This window comes from Corynebacterium phocae (genome assembly GCF_008693075.1).
Taxonomy (GTDB): domain Bacteria; phylum Actinomycetota; class Actinomycetes; order Mycobacteriales; family Mycobacteriaceae; genus Corynebacterium; species Corynebacterium phocae.
The window spans coordinates 73,656-91,040 of the sequence record NZ_VXKJ01000046.1 but is presented as its reverse complement, the minus strand read 5'-3'; the positions used below and the strand labels follow the sequence as shown (position 1 = coordinate 91,040).

The window sequence follows — 17,385 nt, the reverse complement described above, 5'->3', positions numbered from 1 at the left end:
CCGGTACCTAAAATCCTTCCAGATCCGTGAGCAGAGCTATGACATCGTGTGTGAGCAAAGCTATGACATTGTTCGTTAGCAAGGATATGACATTACACACCGCCAAGCGTGAGGATGTGTACGTGCTGTTCGAGTGGCCAGGCGGATGGTCCCGTGACATATTGGACGGCGGAACTTTTGGAGAGGAGCTTTCTGCTTCAATCAAGGCCAAGCTAAAAGGGAAAGCCTCACTCCAACTCATCCGCAGGCCCGGGCGCAAAGGCCGGGAGCTGGCCGGCGGCTACCGCTGTTACCTGGTGTGGGTGCGCGCGAAGGTCGTAGAGCAACTGGAGCTTCACTGCCCGGAGAACCTCAAGGACCTTGATTTAACCGGTCCGGGACGAAACCACGCAACGCGGGTTGCACATCCCCTGGTGTTGGTCTGCACCCACAGCAAGCGGGACGCGTGCTGCGCGGTGAAGGGACGTCCGCTAGCGGCGCAGTTGGAAGCGGAATTTCACGAGCAAGTGTGGGAAGCCTCCCACGTTGGCGGGCACCGCTTTGCCCCCGCAGTGTTGCTGCTGCCGTGGGGGTACTCCTTCGGCCGCCTGACCCTGGACCAAGGGCGCGCGCTGGTGCACGCCGCTAGAAAAGGAGAGTATTTCCTCTCCGCCAACCGTGGCAACGGGCTGCTATCCCCGCGCGCACAGGTTGCGGAACTGGCCGTGGCCGCGCGCTTGCACAGTCTTTCCTATGGACAGCTCCGCGCAGAAGATGACGGCAGCGTCACCCACGCGGATGGGCGCTCTTGGCATGTCGAATTAGAGCAGCGTGAGGTACCCGGGGTAGTGAGCTCTTGTGGCGCGGAACCCAAGGTGGGCACGGTATGGGTAGCAACTGCGGTGCGGGAAACCGGCAGATAGGGGGGCGGGCGATCCGGAAACGTCCTACACTGTTTGAAAGCCGTGCATGAGGAGGGAAAACGATGACAGCCGGACGACAATCGGTGTCCACCACAAAAGACTGGAACACACCACCGTGGATTGTGGAAGCCGCCCGCGCGACTTTTGGAGGCACTATCGGACTTGACCCATGCTCTAATCGCTGGTCCCTAGTCGGGGCTCGAGAGGAATACATCCTGCCGGATAAAGATGGGCTGGTAGAGGACTGGGACGCACAAACAATCTACGTGAATCCTCCGTATGGTTCTGACCGCGAACGCGGAACAAGAATCATCCACTGGTTTGAAAAGATTGCAGTTGCCGCAGATCGGGGTTCTGAAATCATTGCACTTGTGCCCGTAGCAACGAATACGAACCATTGGAAATGGTACGTGTATCCAAAAGCAGCGGCGGTGTGTTTTCTCTATCAGTCGCGGGTTCGCTTTTATATCGATGGCAAAGAAGACCCGAAGGGCGCACCGATGTCTTGCGCGGTGATCTACTACGGGGATAACCCGGGAAAGTTTGCCCGTCACTTCCGTGAATTCGGCGCGGTTCTACCGTTAGACAACATTGCCATGCCACAACCAAAAGGGGCTCTTTTCTAGTTTTGTCAGCAGCCTTGGGTTGCCGGACACCGGCGGGGCAACCAACAGGCCAGAGAGCTAGAAAGCCCAGTTGGCTTGAAAAAGGGCAAGAAAAAAGGGGCAGCCGAGTAAATCTGCTGCCCCGGGGGTGAAGGTCTTGCTAGCGGCGCATGATCCTCGCGGAGAGCCAGTTGCCAAAGAACTGGGCAGCTTGGACCATCACGATGATAATCAGCGTTGCCACCACGGTAACCTGCCACTCGAAGGCGCGGTAGCCGTAGACAATGGCGAAGTCTCCTAGGCCGCCGCCGCCCACGTAGCCGGCCATGGCGGACATGTCCACAACACCAATAAACAGGAAGGTGTAACCCAGCACCAGCGGGCCAAGGGCTTCCGGAATGATCACCGTGGTGATGATTTTCCAGGGGCTAGCACCCATGGAGCGGGCGGCTTCGATGACGCCAGGGTCAATGGCCACCAGGTTTTGTTCCACAATGCGGGCCACCGCGAATGTTGCGGCAATAACCATCACGAAGGTAGCTGGGCCACGGCCAATGGAGCTGCCCATGGCCAGCACCGTTAGCGGCTGCACGAAGGCCAGCAAGATGATGAAAGGAATGGGGCGCACAAAGTTCACGGCCACGTTGATAAGCAGGTAGACCGCGCGGTTGTGCAAGATTCCGCCCGGGCGGGTGGTGTAGAGCAATAGGCCCAGGACCAGGCCAAAGAACCCGGCACAGAGCATGGTGGTGGCCACCATGATGAGGGTGTCAAAGACGGCGTCAACCAGGGCACCGCCCAAGCGGTCCCAATTTGCTTCAGCAAGATAGTTAGTGGTCATCGGGAGATCTCCTCAATGTCGGTGGTTCGTTGCATAGCGCGATAGAACTCGTTGATGGCCTGTTCCGGGCCGTTGAGCCGGACGGTGACTTTTCCAAAGGATTTGCGCTGCAGTGTGGTGACGCCGCCGTGGACAATGGAGATGGACACGCCGGCAGCGGAAAGTTTGGCGGAGTTGGAAAAGAACCCGGAGTTCTCCGTCAGATTGATGGTGAACAGGCGGCCTTCATGAGCTAGAAGGTCATCCGCTTCCACGGTATCGGGGGTATTGCGCAGTGATGTGGCCACAAACTTCGCGGCGGTGGCGGTCTGCGGGTGGGAAAATACCTCGTAGACGGAGCCATGTTCAACCACGCGTCCTTGCTCCATGACTACCACCTTGTCCGCGATGGAGCGCACCACTTCCATTTCGTGGGTAATGACCACGATGGTGATACCAAATTCCTTGTTCACCCGGCGGAGAAGATCTAACACCTCCTGCGTGGTGGTGGGATCTAGCGCTGAGGTGGCTTCATCGGCAAGCAACAGCGAGGGGTTGGTGGCCAGCGCGCGGGCAATACCCACGCGCTGTTTTTGTCCGCCGGAGAGCTGCTCCGGGTAGGAGCGGCCCTTGTCGCCTAGGCCCACGAACTCCAGGAGCTCCTGCACGCGGGTGTCGCGCTCCTTCTTGCCCATGCCGCCTAGCTGCAGCGGGTAGGCTACGTTGCCAGCCGCAGTGCGCGAGGACATGAGGTTAAACTGCTGGAAAATCATCCCGATGTTGCGGCGGAGTTTGCGCAGCTTGGCCTCGGGCAGCCCCACAATGTTGGTGCCATCCAGGATGACTTCGCCGGAGGTTGGTGTGTCGAGGGCGTTTATCATGCGCACCAGCGTGGACTTACCGGCACCGGAATAGCCGATGATACCCACGATCTCTCCGGGTTCAACGGAGAACGTGACATCATCCAACGCGGTGACAGTGGATTTCTTTTGTTTAAAGACCTTTGAGAGGTTACGGAATTCTATCCGCGTGCCTCGGGAATCAGCGTTGGTCACTGGGGAGTCCTTTTAAATACAGGGGTGAAAAACCCCGCCAGGTATCTGGACGGGGCTTTAGCGGTGGGTAAGTTACTTCTTCAGCTGGCCCTCAAGGCGCTCCAAGATAGCCTGGAGTTCCTCTGGGGTGCGCTCAACGGAAACGGAGGTTCCCTTGGAATCTTCAGCTACCGCTTTCTGCACGGCGTCGGTGTGCCATACCTGCGCCAGCTTGTGCAGCTGCTCATTATCAGCGTCTTCAGCGCGTACCACGAAAGCGTTAATGTAGGGCTCTGCTTCCTCAGAGGCGGGGTCATCCTGGAACACGGAGGTGGTGGGGTCAATGCCCGCGCGGTCTAGGAAGGAGTTGTTGATGATGGCTGGCTTGCCCTCGCCGTAGGCGGCTGGGGTCTGCGCAGCGTCAATCGGGGTGATTTTCACCTTGGACTTCGCTTCATCAATATCTAGTTGGGTGGGGGTGATAAGACCTTGCTCTTTCAGAGTCAGCAGGCCGGCCTGGGAAAGCACGTTGATAGCGCGGCCCAGGTTCACAGAATCATTGGGAACGGCAATTTCTTCGCCTTCAATTCCGTCAATGGAGTCATGGTCTTTCCAGAACAACGCTAGTGGCACGATTTCTGTGGCCACGATGGGAACCAGATCAGTGCCGTTGCCGTTGTTGTATTCAGCTAGGAACTTCAGGTGCTGGAAGTTGTTGGTGTCTAGTTCCCCTGCTTCCAGTGCCTGGTTAGGGGTGTTGTAATCACCAAAGTTGGTGACCTTAATGTCAAAGCCGGCTTTCTTGGCTTCTTCCTCAAAAGCAGCCCATGCCTTCTTGGAGGCGTCGGTGGTGCCAACGGTGATGGTCTCACCGGCGGCGGCGGCGGCAGTGTCCTTGGTGTCAGCGGAGTCGCTGGAGCAAGCCACTAGGCCGGTAGTAGCGATAACGGAAGCTGCGGTGGCAGCTAGGAGACGACGGAAGTTCATGAGAGGTCCTTCTTTAAATTCAGGTTTGATGTTGACCTAAGCAAACCTAGCAACAGTTGAACAGCTTTGTCTATTTTGAAAAATTCTCCGCAAAAATCTTGTTTAGAACAGGCTTTCTAAACTAGGCTTGTCTTTCATGCGATTCAATGGAGGTGAGGCCCTACCCTGGTCGCGGGTGGAGCGCATTTTATCCGGTGGCAAGGGGCCCGCGCCCGTCCATACCAGTGGCCCTGCCGCCGCCACCCCGGTGCGCGGGCGGTCCAGCGTTCCCTTTGCGGAGCTTCATGCCATAAGCTCCTATTCCTTCCTGGACGGGGCCTCCGAGCCGGAAGACCTGGTGGCCCGCGCCGTCGAGCTTGGCCTGACCGGCCTGGCCCTGGTGGATCGCGACGGCTTCTATGGGTTGATGAAGTTCGCGGAGGCCGCGGCCCAGGCGCAACTCCCCGCGGTGTTCGGTGCGGAGCTTACCCTGGGAAAGGCCCCGGATCCGCGCCGGCTTACCGTCCTGGCCCGCACCCCGGAGGGTTACCGGTGCCTGTCCCGCCTCATTGCGGGCGCCCGCATGGATTCTGGTGAAAAGGACCGGGTTTCCTACCCGCCGCTGCCTGGGGTCCTGGACTTGCTGGGGGAGGAGTGCCTCTACCTCCTGGACCATACGTGGCTCCCGGAAATCGAAACCTTTATCGAGCGAATAAAAATAGACTGCTTGGTATTGGAGTACGTTTTGTCCATGCTCCCGGAGGACGCGGACCACCACGCGGAGCTAGATAAACTCAACGGCATGCGCGCCATTGTCACCGCCAGGCCCGCCGCCGCCACCCGCCACCAGGCCCGCCTGGCCGCAGCCAAAAGAGCGCTCGCGCAGCGCGAAAGCGTGGGCCAGGCCCACCCCAACGCCCACCCCATGGGTGCGGGCTGGCTGCGCTCAGGCGAGCAGATGGCGCAGATGTTGCCGGGCCGCCCGGAGCTTCTTGCAGAAACCGTGCGGGTGCTAGAAGAATGCCGCTTTACCTGGGAGGCGCTAGCGCCCAACCTGCCGCACTTTGACGTGCCGGACGGGCACACGGAAATGAGCTGGCTAAAACAGCTGACCCGCCAGCGCTTTACCGCCCGCTACGCCACCCGTCCCCCGGAGGTTCAGGAAAAGGCGCGCGCCCAAATAAAACACGAACTTGGAGTCATTGAAAAGCTGGGATTTCCCGGCTACTTCCTCATTGTCAACGACCTGGTGGATTTTTGCCGCACTAATAACATCTTGTGCCAGGGCAGGGGCTCCGCAGCCAACTCCGCGGTGTGCTTTTCCCTAGGCATTACCAATGCGGAACCCATTTCTGCGGGTCTGCTCTTCGAGCGTTTCCTATCGCCTGACCGCGACGGCCCGCCGGACATTGACATTGATATTGAGTCCGGCCGCCGTGAGGAGGTCATCCAGTACGTCTTTGCCAAGCACGGCCGCGAGCGCGCCGCCCAGGTGGCCAACGTCATTACCTACCGCCGCAAGGGTGCTATCCGCGACGCCGCCCGCGCGTTGGGCTACCCGCAAGGGGCTGCCGATGCCTGGTCCAAAGGCACCGCCGAACCCCCAGCCCGCGTGGAGGAGCTGGCGCAACAGTTCCTGGGCCAGCCGCGCCACCTGGGCATCCACTCCGGAGGCATGGTGTTGTGCGACAGGCCCATCGCGGACGTGGTCCCTATGGAATGGGCGCGCATGGAGGCCCGCTCCGTGCTGCAGTGGGATAAGGATGACTGCGCGGCCGCCGGCCTAGTGAAGTTTGATCTCCTGGGCCTGGGCATGCTGGAGGCCTTGCACCACATGGTGGATCTGGTCAAGGAAACCACCGGGGAAAAGGTCAACCTCTGGGAGCTGGACTTAGCTGACCCGGCCGTCTATGACATGCTCTGCAAGGCCGATGCCGTGGGCGTGTTCCAGGTGGAATCCCGCGCGCAGATGGCCACCTTGCCCAGGCTCAAACCCCGGCGCTTCTTCGACCTGGTGGTAGAGGTGGCCCTGATTAGGCCAGGGCCCTTGCAGGGCGGCTCCGTTCACCCCTACCTGCGCCGGCGCGACGGCAAGGAGGAGGTCACCTACGACCACCCGGTGTTAGAGAAGTCCTTGGGCAAAACTTTAGGCATCCCGCTGTTTCAGGAACAGCTCATGCAAATAGCTGTCGATGCCGCCGGATTCACCGGCGCCGAAGCCGACGACCTGCGCCGCGCCATGGGCTCCAAGCGCTCCCCGGAGCGCATGGCCGCGCTCAAAGACCGCTTTTATGAGGGCTTGGCTGCAACTAATGGCATCGGCGGAGAAGTGGCGGATAAGTTGTGGAACAAGATAGTGGCCTTTGCCGCCTACGGCTTCCCGGAATCCCACTCCCAGTCCTTTGCCTCCTTGGTGTATTTTTCCGCCTGGTTTAAGCGCTACTACCCGGCGGAATTCTGCGTGGGGCTTTTGCGCGCGCAACCCATGGGTTTTTACTCCCCGCAGTCGCTTATCCAGGACGCCCGCCGGCACGGGATAAAGATCTTGCCCGCCACGGTCAACGACTCCGGCCGGGAGGCCCGCGTGGAAAATGGTGCTATCCGCTTGGGGCTTAACCTCATTAAGGGGCTGGGCACCAAGGCCGCTGACCGCGTGGAGGCGGCCGCCCCTTTCGCGGACATCCCGGACTTGGCCAGGCGCGCGGGCCTTAACGTGGCCCACGTGGAGGCCCTGGCCACCGCCGGCGCGCTGGACGTTTTTGGCGTGGACCGCCGCCAAGCGCTGTGGCAAGCCGGCGTGGCCGCCACTGAACGCGCCGGTATGCTGCCGGGTCTTTCTGCCATCCAGGCCCCGGCGCTACCCGGGATGTCCGCTTTTGAGCTCATGGCCACCGACGTTGCCGCCACGGGCGTGACCTACGATTCCCAGCCCATGGAGATGCTGCGCGCCGGGTTGTCCGCAGCCGGCGTGCTCACCGCCGCGGAACTTGGCGGCGTTGCGGACGGTTCGCGGGTGCGCGTGGCCGGTATCATCACCCACCGCCAGCGCCCCGGCACCGCCGGCGGGATTACGTTCTTTGGCATGGAGGATGAAACCGGGCTCATCAACGTCATGGTCAGCCCCGGGCTGTGGCAGCGCCACCGCCTGCTAGCGCGCACCGCCAAGGCGCTGATCATCCGCGGCCTGGTTCAAAACGCCTCCGGCGCGGTGACCATTGCCGCAGACAAGCTGGAGCCGCTGGACGCTGGCGAATGGCTCAGCGCGGGTTCAAGGGATTTCCGCTAGGTCTGGCGAAAGCCCACTCCAGATTGTTACCGGCGTCATCGCGTTAGCTATAACCAGCGGAAGCAAGTCTTTGGCAACAATGCCATGACAGCCGCCATCAATGCCCCGGCTGCCTATCACCAACTACATCCAACGCCTTAACGAAACCTGGCCATTGCTCCCAAGAGCTTGGAATAATTTAATGGCGCTAGCTGGAACATTTTAAATGCCGCTTGACAACCCCAGACCTGTATGTCAACGGGGGCATCGGCAAGTAGTTTCAGGCTTTCCCAACAGCGGCCCCCAACCTTTGCGGGGCGCTGAATAACGGCCTCCATGTCCTACGGTAGCGCCTTAATATCCAGGCCCACCCAGTCACATCGGGATCAAGAACTGTGAAACTCAATCGTAGATGCTTCAACTCCCATGCAGTCGGAAAATTGTTCCGCATCAGCAATAATAGGATTTAAATATGCGCCTGTGAAGTCAGCGTGTGTTAACGTCGCTCCACGAAGATCTGACTCACTAAGGATTGCATCCCTAAAATCCGCGCCAGTGAAATCTGCTGATCTCAAATTAGCCCATGCCAACATGGAGCCTCGGAATGAGCATCCCCGGCACACGCTTCCTTCAAGATTGATATCGGTTAGGTCATAATTAGACATATCTTTACCAGAAATGTCTTTCCCGGCTAGATCATTAGACCACGAAATAGGCATTGCTCTATACATGCTATTTAATCTGTGGCGAATCAATAATCCACTGAGGGCAACGGCCGTTGACTCCTTCACAATAGGTGGTAACCACTCCGTAAGGTTTACCGTCCTGTATCTTGTTGAAACCAACCACCGCTAAAACATTGCTAGTTTCAAGCTTTCGGCATATTCTCCACGGTCCCCAGACTTTGCAAGAAATATGATCCATAGGCAATCTGTATTCATACCGGTCGCCAAAATTCTTTACATTAGGGGCATATTTTGTCGTAGCTTGAACTGCCCGTGTAGACAGACCATGTTTATTCTGAATTGTCACCCGAGCTTGCTCCCGAAGATAGACCGTACGCCCTTGTTATCCGACCATTGCGAGACAATCGTATAAGGACTACGAGCAGCGAAGAAAGGCAAATCAGAAGAATTGATACCATCTAATTCCGTCAAGGTTTCTTTTGTGAATGAATTATAATCAGAAGCCGTTCCTTGAATCACTCCAAATTCTTCTACCACAGCGCCGTCCGGAGGCGTCGCACTTGCCATCGGCTGGTTCAAACTTGCAGAAAGAAACGCTACAGCTAGCGAGCCGATTAGAAATTTATGCAATTTGCTACCTGCCACCATAAGGCTCTCTATCTCTTTTTGAAAATGATGCTCTTAAATGACTAGTCTACTTCATTTTCAAATTGGCAATACCTAGTGGTGTGGGCTGGGTTTTCGGATCAGATGATTTGAGTGATTGCTATTGGATCGCCCGTTGGGGCTGGAACAATGGTGGTCATGAGGAAGTTTTCGAAGCACACTCCCGAGCAGATCGTGGTCAAGCTCAGCAACGCCGTCAAGCTAAAAGCATGAGGGAAAACGGGCGGGCAGATTGCCCGTGAGCTGCAGGTCAGCAACTTCACGCTCGCGCGTTGGCGGCGAACCTAGGGGCAGATGACACGTTTCGAGGTCCGGGAGCTAGAGGATCTTCGTGATCGAGGTAGAGCCATGGCTGTCAATAAGCGCGGGCGATGGCGCTGGTGCGTGGGCGGCGGCCGCACCGTGGCCAGCGTTATGGAAAAACGGTGGTGATTGTTCCCGTTGACATGGGGTATCGATCAACGGTGTACGGCTTGTAGAGGGCATCGGAAAACTAAGCCACCGAAGGCGGGGCCCATTTAACAGTGGACGGTTTCGGAAGTCAGCGAGCTGGGGAGACGCTAACGAGCGAAGCACCGCCGGCGGGGAGGAGAAGGCTCGAAAGGTGCCTGCGTGGCTGGTCAGCGCAAAACCTTGACCCCCCCATTGAGGTAAGTAGAATCCGGTGTGTAAGTAATTTCAGTACACCGAAAGTTTTGAGGAGTGGTAGTAATGGCAGGATTGAGAAAGTCCCTAACTGGACTACTTACGGTCGCTTTGTGCGTAGCTTCGGCGGGCAGCGTTGCTCATGCACAAGACGAGTGGCCACAAGACCCACCTGGTCAAACTTATAGGACAGTAATTGACTACACCGGTAGGGCAGTCACTCCAGATGATTCAAGATTCTTAGATCCCAATGGAGGTACTCCGCGTGTTCTCTCGCCTTTTGGCAATAAAAACAAGTTGTTATGCGATAGCTCTGTCAAGGGTTATCTTAAGGACTGTTACCAAGCAGATGAATTTGGCAATCCTCGCAAGTTAATTTATCTCAAGAATCCTTTTGCGAGTAATCAAAGAGCGAGCACCATCTATGTCTACCCAACTCTACTAGGCCCACTGACGCAACCAGTGTTTGCTCTATCTTCAGTAGGATAACAAACTGAGTTAGGAGAACTCTATGCCCCAAGTTGCTGAGGGAGTAACTGGCCCTAATGAGAGTGGCGTTTAGGGGTTGCTCTGCTTCGGCATGGTTGGTGGTCTGATTTCCGTTCTTTTGGTGCTTCGCGAACGTGTTCATTGGGCGCGCCGGTGCTGCAGAACCTTCCTGGTCATCCAGGCTCTGGTGTTACCGGTGTCCACAAGTGCGCGGCTTCTACGCCACATGGGCGGAAGAAGAGTCTAATCCCCTCCGGCTTCCTAAATTTTCTTACCTGTGCTTCCAGCGCGTCAAAGTGATGGAATTATGGCAGCTAGGGGTCCTGAAATGCCGGATTTGTGATGAACAGCGGACGATCCTTCTACCATCTTCCAGCCATCGATGACGCCACCCGCAAAGACAGGGGAACCGTCGCCTATGCGAGCGACGGAAATAGCGTAGATGCCGTCGACGAGAGTTACTCGAGCCATCACGCAGTACGGTGCCCCGAATGAACTGTTGACCGATAGTGGCTCAGTGTTCAACCAGCCCACACCAACGACTGGACCTAGGGCCTCGGTCTTTTCTGACGGGCCAGATGATCCCAGTGGCTTAAATTAAAAAACCTACGTTTTTGCAATTAATGGAGCTGTGGGGCGTAGCATTACTGAAAAGTTGGGCGAATTTTTCTTTTCGGGAAGGTGGGCAGGGCAGTGGAATATCAATCACTGAAGAAAGTATTCCACCGCGCCAAGGTGGATTCGAGGGGTGTCGCAGACTCCGAATTCAGCCGGCGGATTGATAGCCCGAGCACTGTGCACTGGGACTACCAGGTGGGGGAGCATTCCCTATTCGCGGTTGTCACGCGTGAGCTTGCCGCCACGCTGGAGAGAATCTGGCGGAACGAAGTTCTCATCGCCAAGCTGTGGACTTCCGTGCCTGATAGCGCGTCGCGCTTGTATCTCTTTGAACTGTTGACCGCTGAGCTGCAGTCCACCAATGAGATTGAGAGCATTTTCTCCACTCGGCGCGAGATTGCCGAGGCCATTGAGTACGCGCAGAAAGAAAAGCACACCGGTAAACGGCGGTTCAAAGAGATGGCAAGCCAGTACTTGGCGCTGCCCGGGATTGCGCCAGACCCCCATCATTCGCTGACCTTCCCCGCCGACCCTGCCGCCCTACGGGCACAGTACGACGCCCTGTTGCAGGGAGAAATTCACCAGCAGGACTCCCCAGATGGTGCCCTTTTCCGTACCGAACCGGTAGAAATCACCGACGGTCAACGCCGGATTCATGGCGGCGCAGCAGGAGAGGAAGACATCACGCACCGTGTGGAAACGATGATTGCCACCGCTAACCGGGGCACCGAGCTGGAACTGCTCAACGTATTCGCCGAGCATTTTATGTTCGAGCACACCCACCCCTTCTACGATGGCAACGGCCGGATGGGGAGGTTCCTTATGTCTTTGCGTTTGGCGGGACTCATGTCGCCGCAAACAGCGTTGTCCCTTTCACCTGAGCTCTTCCGGCAAAAGTCTCGCTATTACAAAGCATTCGAGGACGCGGAACATCCACTCAATTGTGGGGAGCTCACCTTCTTCCTTTACGACATGGCGTCGATGCTGGCCACGGCCCAGGTCGCTTTGGTTGAGTGGCTAGAAATCCGTCTGCGCCAGGTAGAGCAACTAAAACAGCAGATGGAGTCGGTCCGGGAATTGGTGTCCGGGCACACCAAACCCGAGGAATCCGCCAGTATTGTCTTGCAGCTAGCCCTGGTAGATCTTTTCGGAGCGCGTACAGGGTTGAGCTTGGACGAGCTCACCGAGCACCTAGGTACCAGCAAGCCCACCACCCGCAAGCGCCTGGAAGAGCTGGGGCCGCTGATTGAAACCGTCAGCAAGCGGCCTCTTGTCGTGCGCCTGGGCGGGCCGGCGCGGGTGATTCTGGGCCTCGACTGAAAATCGAGGGGGTTGCTACGATGGCTCACATGAGCACAATTGTTCCCCCAAATATGCACCCCGTGTCACCAAAACTGGCCCGGGTGCGGTTGATTTCCAACGGTATATACATGGCCATCTGCCTGATAGCTGCGCTGGCGGCCGTGTACTTTTGGGGCACCTGGTGGTGGATAGCCGTAGGCGTAGTGGTGGCCTGGACCATCTGGCTAGCCTGGCTCATCCCCGCGCAGGTGCGCCGCATGGCCTGGCTGGAAACCGAGGACGAACTCCTCATTACAAAAGGCAAAGTGTGGCACAAGTTCACCATCGTGCCCTATGGCCGTATCCAGTTCGTAGACGTGGAGGCCGGGCCCATCGCGCGCGCGTTCGGGCTGAAGAAGGTGGAGCTGCACACGGCGTCGGCAGGTACGGACGCAACAGTGGTGGGCCTTGAGGCTGAAGTTGCTGACGCCCTCCGTGAGCGCCTCACCATCCGCGCCCGTGAGAGGATGAGCGGGCTGTGAGCAAACACCGCAAAGGCCCCGACCGCGCGCCCGTTGATGCTGAGGGCTTCCGCCGCGTCCATAGGCTCACACCCCTCATGCGCTTTTGGTCCATCATCCTGGCCATCCTCACCGTGCTGATCCTCAACTTCTCCATTGAGACCGTCGTGGAGGTCTACGACTGGGTGCGCGGTGGACACTGGAGTGAAATTGGTCGCGGCACCCTGATCGGCGCGGCCGCGTTTGTGGCGGCCTGCCTGGGAATCTGGTTCCTGTCCGCGATCTGGTGGCGCAAGCTGGGCTTCAAGTTGGACGAGGAGGAACTCTCCATCCGCCACGGCGTGATTTCCACGACGTTTCGCTCCGCGCGCTACGAGCGGATCCAGGCCGTGGACGTGGTGGAGGACGTCATCGCCCGAATCTTCGGGCTGGCGGCCGTGCGCATTGAAACCGCGGGCGGGCAGTCTTCGGCTATATCCATCATGTACCTGAAGAAGGCCGATGCTGAGGCCTTGAAACAAGAGGTCATGGCCCACATCCACGGTGCCCCCAGCGCCGCCGTCGGCGCCGCTGCTCCTGCGGGCACTGCCACTGCGGGCACCGCGCAGGATAAGCAAGTTCATTCTGAGCCTGACCTGGTCGAGGAAGTCCCCGTTGCCCGCACCTTGGTATCCACGGCCCTGCGCCAGCGCGTGATCATCCTCAGCGCAATTTCCGTTGGGCTGCTTTTGCTGCCGGTTGCGCGCACCACCGTCATCCCACTGCTCATCGGTATTGTGCCATCCATCTGGGGAATCATTGACACCTCTTGGAAGTACACGGCCATCTACGACCGGGCTAGGGGAGTGCTGGACATCCGCTACGGCCTGGCCGATAGACGCCGCCAGACCATCCGCTTGGAGCGAATCCACGCGGTGAAAGTCAGCCAGCCCTTGCTTTGGCGCATTTTCGGGTGGTACGAGGTGCAGGTCTCCGTGGCTGGCTATGGAAGTCGGGGAGGCGGAAAGATGTCTGGTTCTACGCGTATCTTGCCGGTGGGAACCCGTGAGCAGGCTATGGAAGTCTTCAGTTTGGTCAGTGGTCTTAACCGCGCGGACTTGGAAGCCTATGCCCAGCCGGAGGGCCACACGGCGGCCACCTATACCTCTCCTTCCCGCGCGTGGCTGTGCTCCCCGCTGGATCTGAAGCGGCAGGCGGTTACCTTGGTGGGCGAGGTAGCCATTACTCACGCCGGGCGCATCAACCGGCGGGTGCAGGTGGTGAGTACCCCGCATATCCAGGAGCTTTCCTATCAGGCTGGTCCCATCAGTCAGTTCCGGAAAGTGGGCTCAGTGAAGTTTCACTTGGTCACCGGGCCGGTATTTATGCAGGGCGCGGACTTGGACCCCGCGGACGCCGCCCAGCTGCTTGCGCGCCTGCGTGCCCGCGAGTTGCCAGCAATGGACGCCGCACCGATGTCACCTATACCACTGCTGCCGGAGGAATAGAGATTGAGAAGCAAAGGTTTAGCGGCGCTTCGGAGATGGGCGGGGCCTGGGGAATTTTTACCGCGTCCCCACATCCCCCTGGGCGCCGGCTCCCTGGGTTGGCGTAACTTGGTGCTTAACTATTTTTTGGCGCGGTTTTTGACCTTAAGCACCAAGTTCGGCCCATCCGCGCACCCTAGACCTCGGAAAAATCCGAAGTGCCGGTTTAGTACAATGACTTTCACGGGGCTTTCATGAGAAATGCGTATCTCATCTTCTACCACCGCCGAAGCGGGCGAGTGAATCTTCAGCGCTTTGATTCTTTCGTGGAAGCGACCAAGCACCGTCTCACACTGGACAGAACCAACGGCGACCCCGATGTGGAAATTGTCGTGATTGCTAGCAAATCCGAGGAGGATTTAAGACAGTCGCATTCCCGGTATTTCGCCCGGGAGCGTGTGAGCCGGTGAACCGCTCCCGCTGATCTTTAGTTCTCTTCTCAACGTTGACTGAGCAGTGGGGTATGACGGTGGTTGCTAAGCGGCTGCGCGGTTCAGACGGGCTGGGCCGGGAATTCGCTCGCCGCCTTAACTGACGGGAGGACCGCCTGCACAGGCCATGGAGATGTCCGGGGAGCGTCACAATGCCGCCGGTAGGGATTTTTAAGGCGGTGGGTGAATTTCTGCGGGGGAGTGAGTTAGGCCTTCAGCGTTCTAGCAGGCCCCTGAAAAGCCCAGCTGGCGCCAGGCCTCGTATACGGCCGTGGAAGCTGCGTTGGATAGGTTCATCGAGCGCCGGGCCGGGACCATGGGAATGCGGACTTCTTCCGTGACACGCGGGTGCCCTGAGTGCTCAGGTGGCAGGCCGGTGGGTTCGGTACCAAAGAGGAGGACGTCGCCGTCTTGGTACTCCACGTCGGTAAACCATTTGGTGGCGGTGGTGGTAAACGCGAAGACGCGCGCGCCGGGAAGGGCGGCCATGCAGGCCTCAAAGTCTTTGTGGATCTGCATATCCGCCAGGTCGTGGTAATCCAAGCCAGCGCGTTTGAGGTGCTTGTCATCGAAGTTGAAACCCAGGGGCTCAATCAGGTGCAGGGTGGCACCGGTAACGGCGGCGGTGCGGATGGCGTTGCCGGTGTTGGTGGGGATGACAGGGTTGTCGAAGACGATATGCAGATTGCTCATGGGAATCAGTCTAGGATGTAAGGCATGAGCGCAACGAAACTAGATGGCAACATGTACCGTGATGAGATTTTCGCAGACCTGAAAAAGCGGGTGGACGCCCTCAAAGAACAGGGCGTAACCCCAGGCCTGGCCACGGTGCTGGTGGGGGAAGACCCGGGCTCCCAGTCCTATGTAAAGATGAAGCACCGCGACTCCGAGCAGCTGGGGATTAACTCCATCCGCCGGGACCTGCCGGAAGACACCACGCAGGAAGAGCTGGAAAAGGTCATCGATGAGCTAAACGCGGATCCGGCTTGCACGGGCTATATCGTGCAGCTGCCGCTGCCTAAGCACCTGGATGAAAACGCCATCTTAGAGCGCATTGACCCGGATAAGGACGCTGATGGCCTGCACCCAGTCAACCTGGGCAAGTTGGTTCTTAATGAGGAAGCGCCTTTGCCGTGTACGCCTAATGGCTGCATTCACCTGCTGCGCCGCTTTGGCGTGGAGCTGGACGGCGCCAAGGTAGTGGTCATTGGCCGCGGCGTGACGGTGGGCCGCCCCATTGGTCTTATGCTCACCCGGCGTAGTGAAAACGCTACGGTGACGCTGTGCCACACCGGTACCAAGGACCTGGCGGCGGAAACCCGCGCAGCGGACATTATTATTGCCGCAGCCGGCAAGGCGCACATGCTCACCCCGGATATGGTCAAAGAAGGCGCGGCGGTGCTTGATGTTGGGGTCTCCCGCGTGGACGGCAAGCTGGCGGGCGACGTCCACCCGGACGTGTGGGACAAAGCCGGCTACGTCTCACCCAACCCCGGCGGCGTGGGCCCGCTGACCCGCGCGTTCCTAGTCCGCAACGTGGTTGAGCGCGCTGAGAAGCTCCTCAACCAAGATGCGTAGTCAGCTAGCCAACCCCCATGACCGGGGGTTAAAGCCTTCTCCTGTGCCGGGTGCCGTGCAGTGGCTGCTGATTGGGGCTTTCGTGGCGGCAGTGGGGGCATCGGCAGTATTTGCGCTGCTAGAACACTGGCGTCGTGCCACGTTTGTGCTGGGGGCGGCCATGCTGTGGCTAAGCTTTGTGCGCCTTAGCTGCGACTCCGCGCGTGTGGGCGTGCTGGCGGTGCGCTCGCGGCGGTTCGACTCGCTTTTCACCGCCACCCTGGGCGCTGCCATGGCATTTTTGGCCTACTCGGTAGACTCCCTGGGCAGCTAATTAGTCAAGTTCAGGAAGTTGCGCAGGATGTGCTCCATCTGGCGGGCCTCGGTGAGGAAGGCGTCGTGTCCCACAGGCGAGTTAATCTTGGCCATGCCCAGCAGGTTGCCCAAGTTGCGGCTCAAGTGTTCCTGCTGGTGGTAGGGGTAGAGGATGTCCGTGCCCACGCCCACCACCATGGTGGGGACCTCAATGGCGGCCAGTGCCTTGTTTAACCCGCCGCGCCCGCGCCCGATATCATGGCGGTTGAGCGCCTCTGTGAGCGCCACGTAGGAGCCCGCATCGAAGCGGTCTACCAGTTTGCGGCCTTGGTACTCCAGATAGGAGTTCACGGCAAAGCGCTGGTCATCGCGGCGGAAGGGGCCCAAAGGGTTTTCGCCTTGCTGGGCGGTGGCGCCAAAGCGCTCGTCTATTTCTAACTCCCCGCGGTAGGTTAGGTGCGCCAGCTTGCGGGCCGCGGCCAGGCCGGCGTCGGGGCGTTTGCCGGTGGCGTAGTAGTCACCGTTTTGCCAGAAAGGGTCCCCCACAATCGATTGGATTTGCGCGGTTTGGATGCCAATTTGCCACCCCGATGCCCGCGCGGAGACCGCTATGACGCACGCCGCGCCCACCATTTCTGGGTAGAGCGCCGCCCATTCCAGGGTGCGCGCCCCGCCCAAGGAGCCGCCAATTACGGCGTGGAGTTTTTCTATTCCCAGGTGGTCTAAGAACATCTTTTCCGCGTGCACCTGGTCCCGGATGGAGATGGCGGGAAACCGTGAGCCCCACGGGCGGCCGTCCGGGTGCGGGCTGGACGGCCCGGTGGAGCCGCTGCACCCGCCCAGGACGTTGGTGCAGATAATAAACCAGTGGTCGGTATCTAGGGCCTTGCCGGGGCCAATGACTTCTGACCACCAGGTGGCGGCATCGGCGTCGCCGGTGAGCGCGTGTTCCACCAAGATGGCGTTGTCTCCGGTGAACTCACCCCACGTTTGGTGGGCAATCTCCAGGCCCGGGATGTCTACCCCGGCCTCAGTGCGCAGCGTGCCGATGCCCATTT

16 protein-coding genes are annotated in these 17,385 nt (G+C 58.9%); 9 read left to right on the top strand and 7 right to left on the bottom strand.

What is annotated here, in order from left to right:
• Positions 1-86: 86 nt before the first annotated feature.
• Both F4V58_RS09535 and F4V58_RS09530 read left to right on the top strand, forming a co-directional pair.
• Positions 87-902 carry a ferredoxin family protein gene (locus tag F4V58_RS09535; RefSeq protein ID WP_245802985.1) on the top strand — a complete coding sequence of 272 codons (816 nt, stop codon included), beginning with the start codon at positions 87-89 and terminating at the stop codon, positions 900-902.
• A 62-nt stretch (positions 903-964) separates the two neighbouring features.
• Positions 965-1,528 carry a DNA N-6-adenine-methyltransferase gene (locus tag F4V58_RS09530; RefSeq protein ID WP_075735457.1) on the top strand — a complete coding sequence of 188 codons (564 nt, stop codon included), beginning with the start codon at positions 965-967 and terminating at the stop codon, positions 1,526-1,528.
• 139 nt (positions 1,529-1,667) lie between these two features.
• Here the strand turns inward: F4V58_RS09530 and F4V58_RS09525 are convergent, their stop codons facing one another.
• The 3 genes from F4V58_RS09525 to F4V58_RS09515 all read right to left on the bottom strand — a co-directional run bounded on the left by F4V58_RS09525 (position 1,668) and on the right by F4V58_RS09515 (position 4,348).
• Positions 1,668-2,348 carry a methionine ABC transporter permease gene (locus F4V58_RS09525; RefSeq protein WP_075735455.1) on the bottom strand — a complete coding sequence of 227 codons (681 nt, stop codon included), beginning with the start codon at positions 2,346-2,348 and terminating at the stop codon, positions 1,668-1,670.
• Positions 2,345-3,382, bottom strand: a complete 1,038-nt coding sequence (locus F4V58_RS09520; protein WP_075735453.1) for a methionine ABC transporter ATP-binding protein — start codon at positions 3,380-3,382, stop codon at positions 2,345-2,347. Before F4V58_RS09520 ends, F4V58_RS09525 begins: the two co-directional genes overlap by 4 nt.
• A gap of 72 nt (positions 3,383-3,454) precedes the next feature.
• A complete protein-coding gene (locus F4V58_RS09515; RefSeq protein ID WP_075735451.1) occupies positions 3,455-4,348 on the bottom strand; it encodes a MetQ/NlpA family ABC transporter substrate-binding protein in 894 nt (297 codons plus the stop codon).
• 136 nt (positions 4,349-4,484) lie between these two features.
• Here F4V58_RS09515 and F4V58_RS09510 point away from each other — a divergent pair, with 136 nt between their 5' ends.
• Positions 4,485-7,613 (top strand): error-prone DNA polymerase, encoded by a 3,129-nt coding sequence (locus F4V58_RS09510; protein WP_075735449.1) that lies wholly within the window; start codon positions 4,485-4,487, stop codon positions 7,611-7,613.
• 365 nt (positions 7,614-7,978) lie between these two features.
• Here the strand turns inward: F4V58_RS09510 and F4V58_RS09505 are convergent, their stop codons facing one another.
• Both F4V58_RS09505 and F4V58_RS09500 read right to left on the bottom strand, forming a co-directional pair.
• Positions 7,979-8,323 carry a pentapeptide repeat-containing protein gene (locus tag F4V58_RS09505; protein ID WP_084559758.1) on the bottom strand — a complete coding sequence of 115 codons (345 nt, stop codon included), beginning with the start codon at positions 8,321-8,323 and terminating at the stop codon, positions 7,979-7,981.
• A 297-nt stretch (positions 8,324-8,620) separates the two neighbouring features.
• Positions 8,621-8,923, bottom strand: a complete 303-nt coding sequence (locus tag F4V58_RS09500) for a hypothetical protein (RefSeq protein ID WP_150385784.1) — start codon at positions 8,921-8,923, stop codon at positions 8,621-8,623.
• 315 nt (positions 8,924-9,238) lie between these two features.
• Between F4V58_RS09500 and F4V58_RS12570 the strand changes: the two genes are divergently transcribed.
• The 4 genes from F4V58_RS12570 to F4V58_RS09485 all read left to right on the top strand — a co-directional run bounded on the left by F4V58_RS12570 (position 9,239) and on the right by F4V58_RS09485 (position 13,985).
• Positions 9,239-9,376 (top strand): hypothetical protein, encoded by a 138-nt coding sequence (locus F4V58_RS12570; RefSeq protein ID WP_157105777.1) that lies wholly within the window; start codon positions 9,239-9,241, stop codon positions 9,374-9,376.
• A gap of 1,395 nt (positions 9,377-10,771) precedes the next feature.
• Complete coding sequence (locus F4V58_RS09495; RefSeq protein ID WP_075735441.1) at positions 10,772-12,016, top strand: Fic family protein; 1,245 nt, start codon at positions 10,772-10,774, stop codon at positions 12,014-12,016.
• Between the two features lie 29 nt (positions 12,017-12,045).
• Complete coding sequence (locus tag F4V58_RS09490; protein ID WP_245802984.1) at positions 12,046-12,519, top strand: PH domain-containing protein; 474 nt, start codon at positions 12,046-12,048, stop codon at positions 12,517-12,519.
• The gene (locus F4V58_RS09485) at positions 12,516-13,985 is read left to right on the top strand and encodes a PH domain-containing protein (RefSeq protein ID WP_075735437.1); all 1,470 of its coding nucleotides are present in this window, start codon (positions 12,516-12,518) and stop codon (positions 13,983-13,985) included. The genes F4V58_RS09490 and F4V58_RS09485 overlap by 4 nt, the downstream gene beginning before the upstream one ends.
• Positions 13,986-14,677: 692 nt before the next feature.
• Here F4V58_RS09485 and F4V58_RS09475 read toward each other — a convergent pair.
• Entirely contained in the window at positions 14,678-15,148 is a 471-nt protein-coding gene (locus tag F4V58_RS09475) for a tRNA (cytidine(34)-2'-O)-methyltransferase (protein ID WP_075735433.1), read from the bottom strand.
• A 24-nt stretch (positions 15,149-15,172) separates the two neighbouring features.
• Here F4V58_RS09475 and F4V58_RS09470 point away from each other — a divergent pair, with 24 nt between their 5' ends.
• Both F4V58_RS09470 and F4V58_RS09465 read left to right on the top strand, forming a co-directional pair.
• Positions 15,173-16,033: a bifunctional methylenetetrahydrofolate dehydrogenase/methenyltetrahydrofolate cyclohydrolase gene (locus F4V58_RS09470; RefSeq protein ID WP_075735431.1), complete on the top strand. Its 861-nt coding sequence runs from the start codon at positions 15,173-15,175 to the stop codon at positions 16,031-16,033.
• The gene (locus F4V58_RS09465; protein WP_075735429.1) at positions 16,026-16,346 is read left to right on the top strand and encodes a DUF3017 domain-containing protein; all 321 of its coding nucleotides are present in this window, start codon (positions 16,026-16,028) and stop codon (positions 16,344-16,346) included. Before F4V58_RS09470 ends, F4V58_RS09465 begins: the two co-directional genes overlap by 8 nt.
• Here the strand turns inward: F4V58_RS09465 and metX are convergent.
• A complete protein-coding gene (metX, locus tag F4V58_RS09460; protein WP_075735427.1) occupies positions 16,343-17,383 on the bottom strand; it encodes a homoserine O-acetyltransferase MetX in 1,041 nt (346 codons plus the stop codon). The genes F4V58_RS09465 and metX overlap by 4 nt on opposite strands.
• Positions 17,384-17,385: the final 2 nt, after the last annotated feature.

Excerpts from the sequence above, each read along its gene's own strand:
- F4V58_RS09535 (WP_245802985.1), top strand. The coding sequence starts at position 87 with ATGACATTACACACCGCCAAGCGTGAGGATGTGTACGTGCTGTTCGAG.
- F4V58_RS09530 (WP_075735457.1), top strand. The coding sequence starts at position 965 with ATGACAGCCGGACGACAATCGGTGTCCACCACAAAAGACTGGAACACA.
- F4V58_RS09525 (WP_075735455.1), bottom strand. The coding sequence starts at position 2,348 with ATGACCACTAACTATCTTGCTGAAGCAAATTGGGACCGCTTGGGCGGT.
- F4V58_RS09515 (WP_075735451.1), bottom strand. The coding sequence starts at position 4,348 with ATGAACTTCCGTCGTCTCCTAGCTGCCACCGCAGCTTCCGTTATCGCT.
- F4V58_RS09510 (WP_075735449.1), top strand. The coding sequence starts at position 4,485 with ATGCGATTCAATGGAGGTGAGGCCCTACCCTGGTCGCGGGTGGAGCGC.
- F4V58_RS09505 (WP_084559758.1), bottom strand. The coding sequence starts at position 8,323 with ATGTATAGAGCAATGCCTATTTCGTGGTCTAATGATCTAGCCGGGAAA.
- F4V58_RS12570 (WP_157105777.1), top strand. The coding sequence starts at position 9,239 with ATGACACGTTTCGAGGTCCGGGAGCTAGAGGATCTTCGTGATCGAGGT.
- F4V58_RS09490 (WP_245802984.1), top strand. The coding sequence starts at position 12,046 with ATGAGCACAATTGTTCCCCCAAATATGCACCCCGTGTCACCAAAACTG.
- F4V58_RS09475 (WP_075735433.1), bottom strand. The coding sequence starts at position 15,148 with ATGAGCAATCTGCATATCGTCTTCGACAACCCTGTCATCCCCACCAAC.
- F4V58_RS09470 (WP_075735431.1), top strand. The coding sequence starts at position 15,173 with ATGAGCGCAACGAAACTAGATGGCAACATGTACCGTGATGAGATTTTC.
- F4V58_RS09465 (WP_075735429.1), top strand. The coding sequence starts at position 16,026 with ATGCGTAGTCAGCTAGCCAACCCCCATGACCGGGGGTTAAAGCCTTCT.
- metX (WP_075735427.1), bottom strand. The coding sequence starts at position 17,383 with ATGGGCATCGGCACGCTGCGCACTGAGGCCGGGGTAGACATCCCGGGC.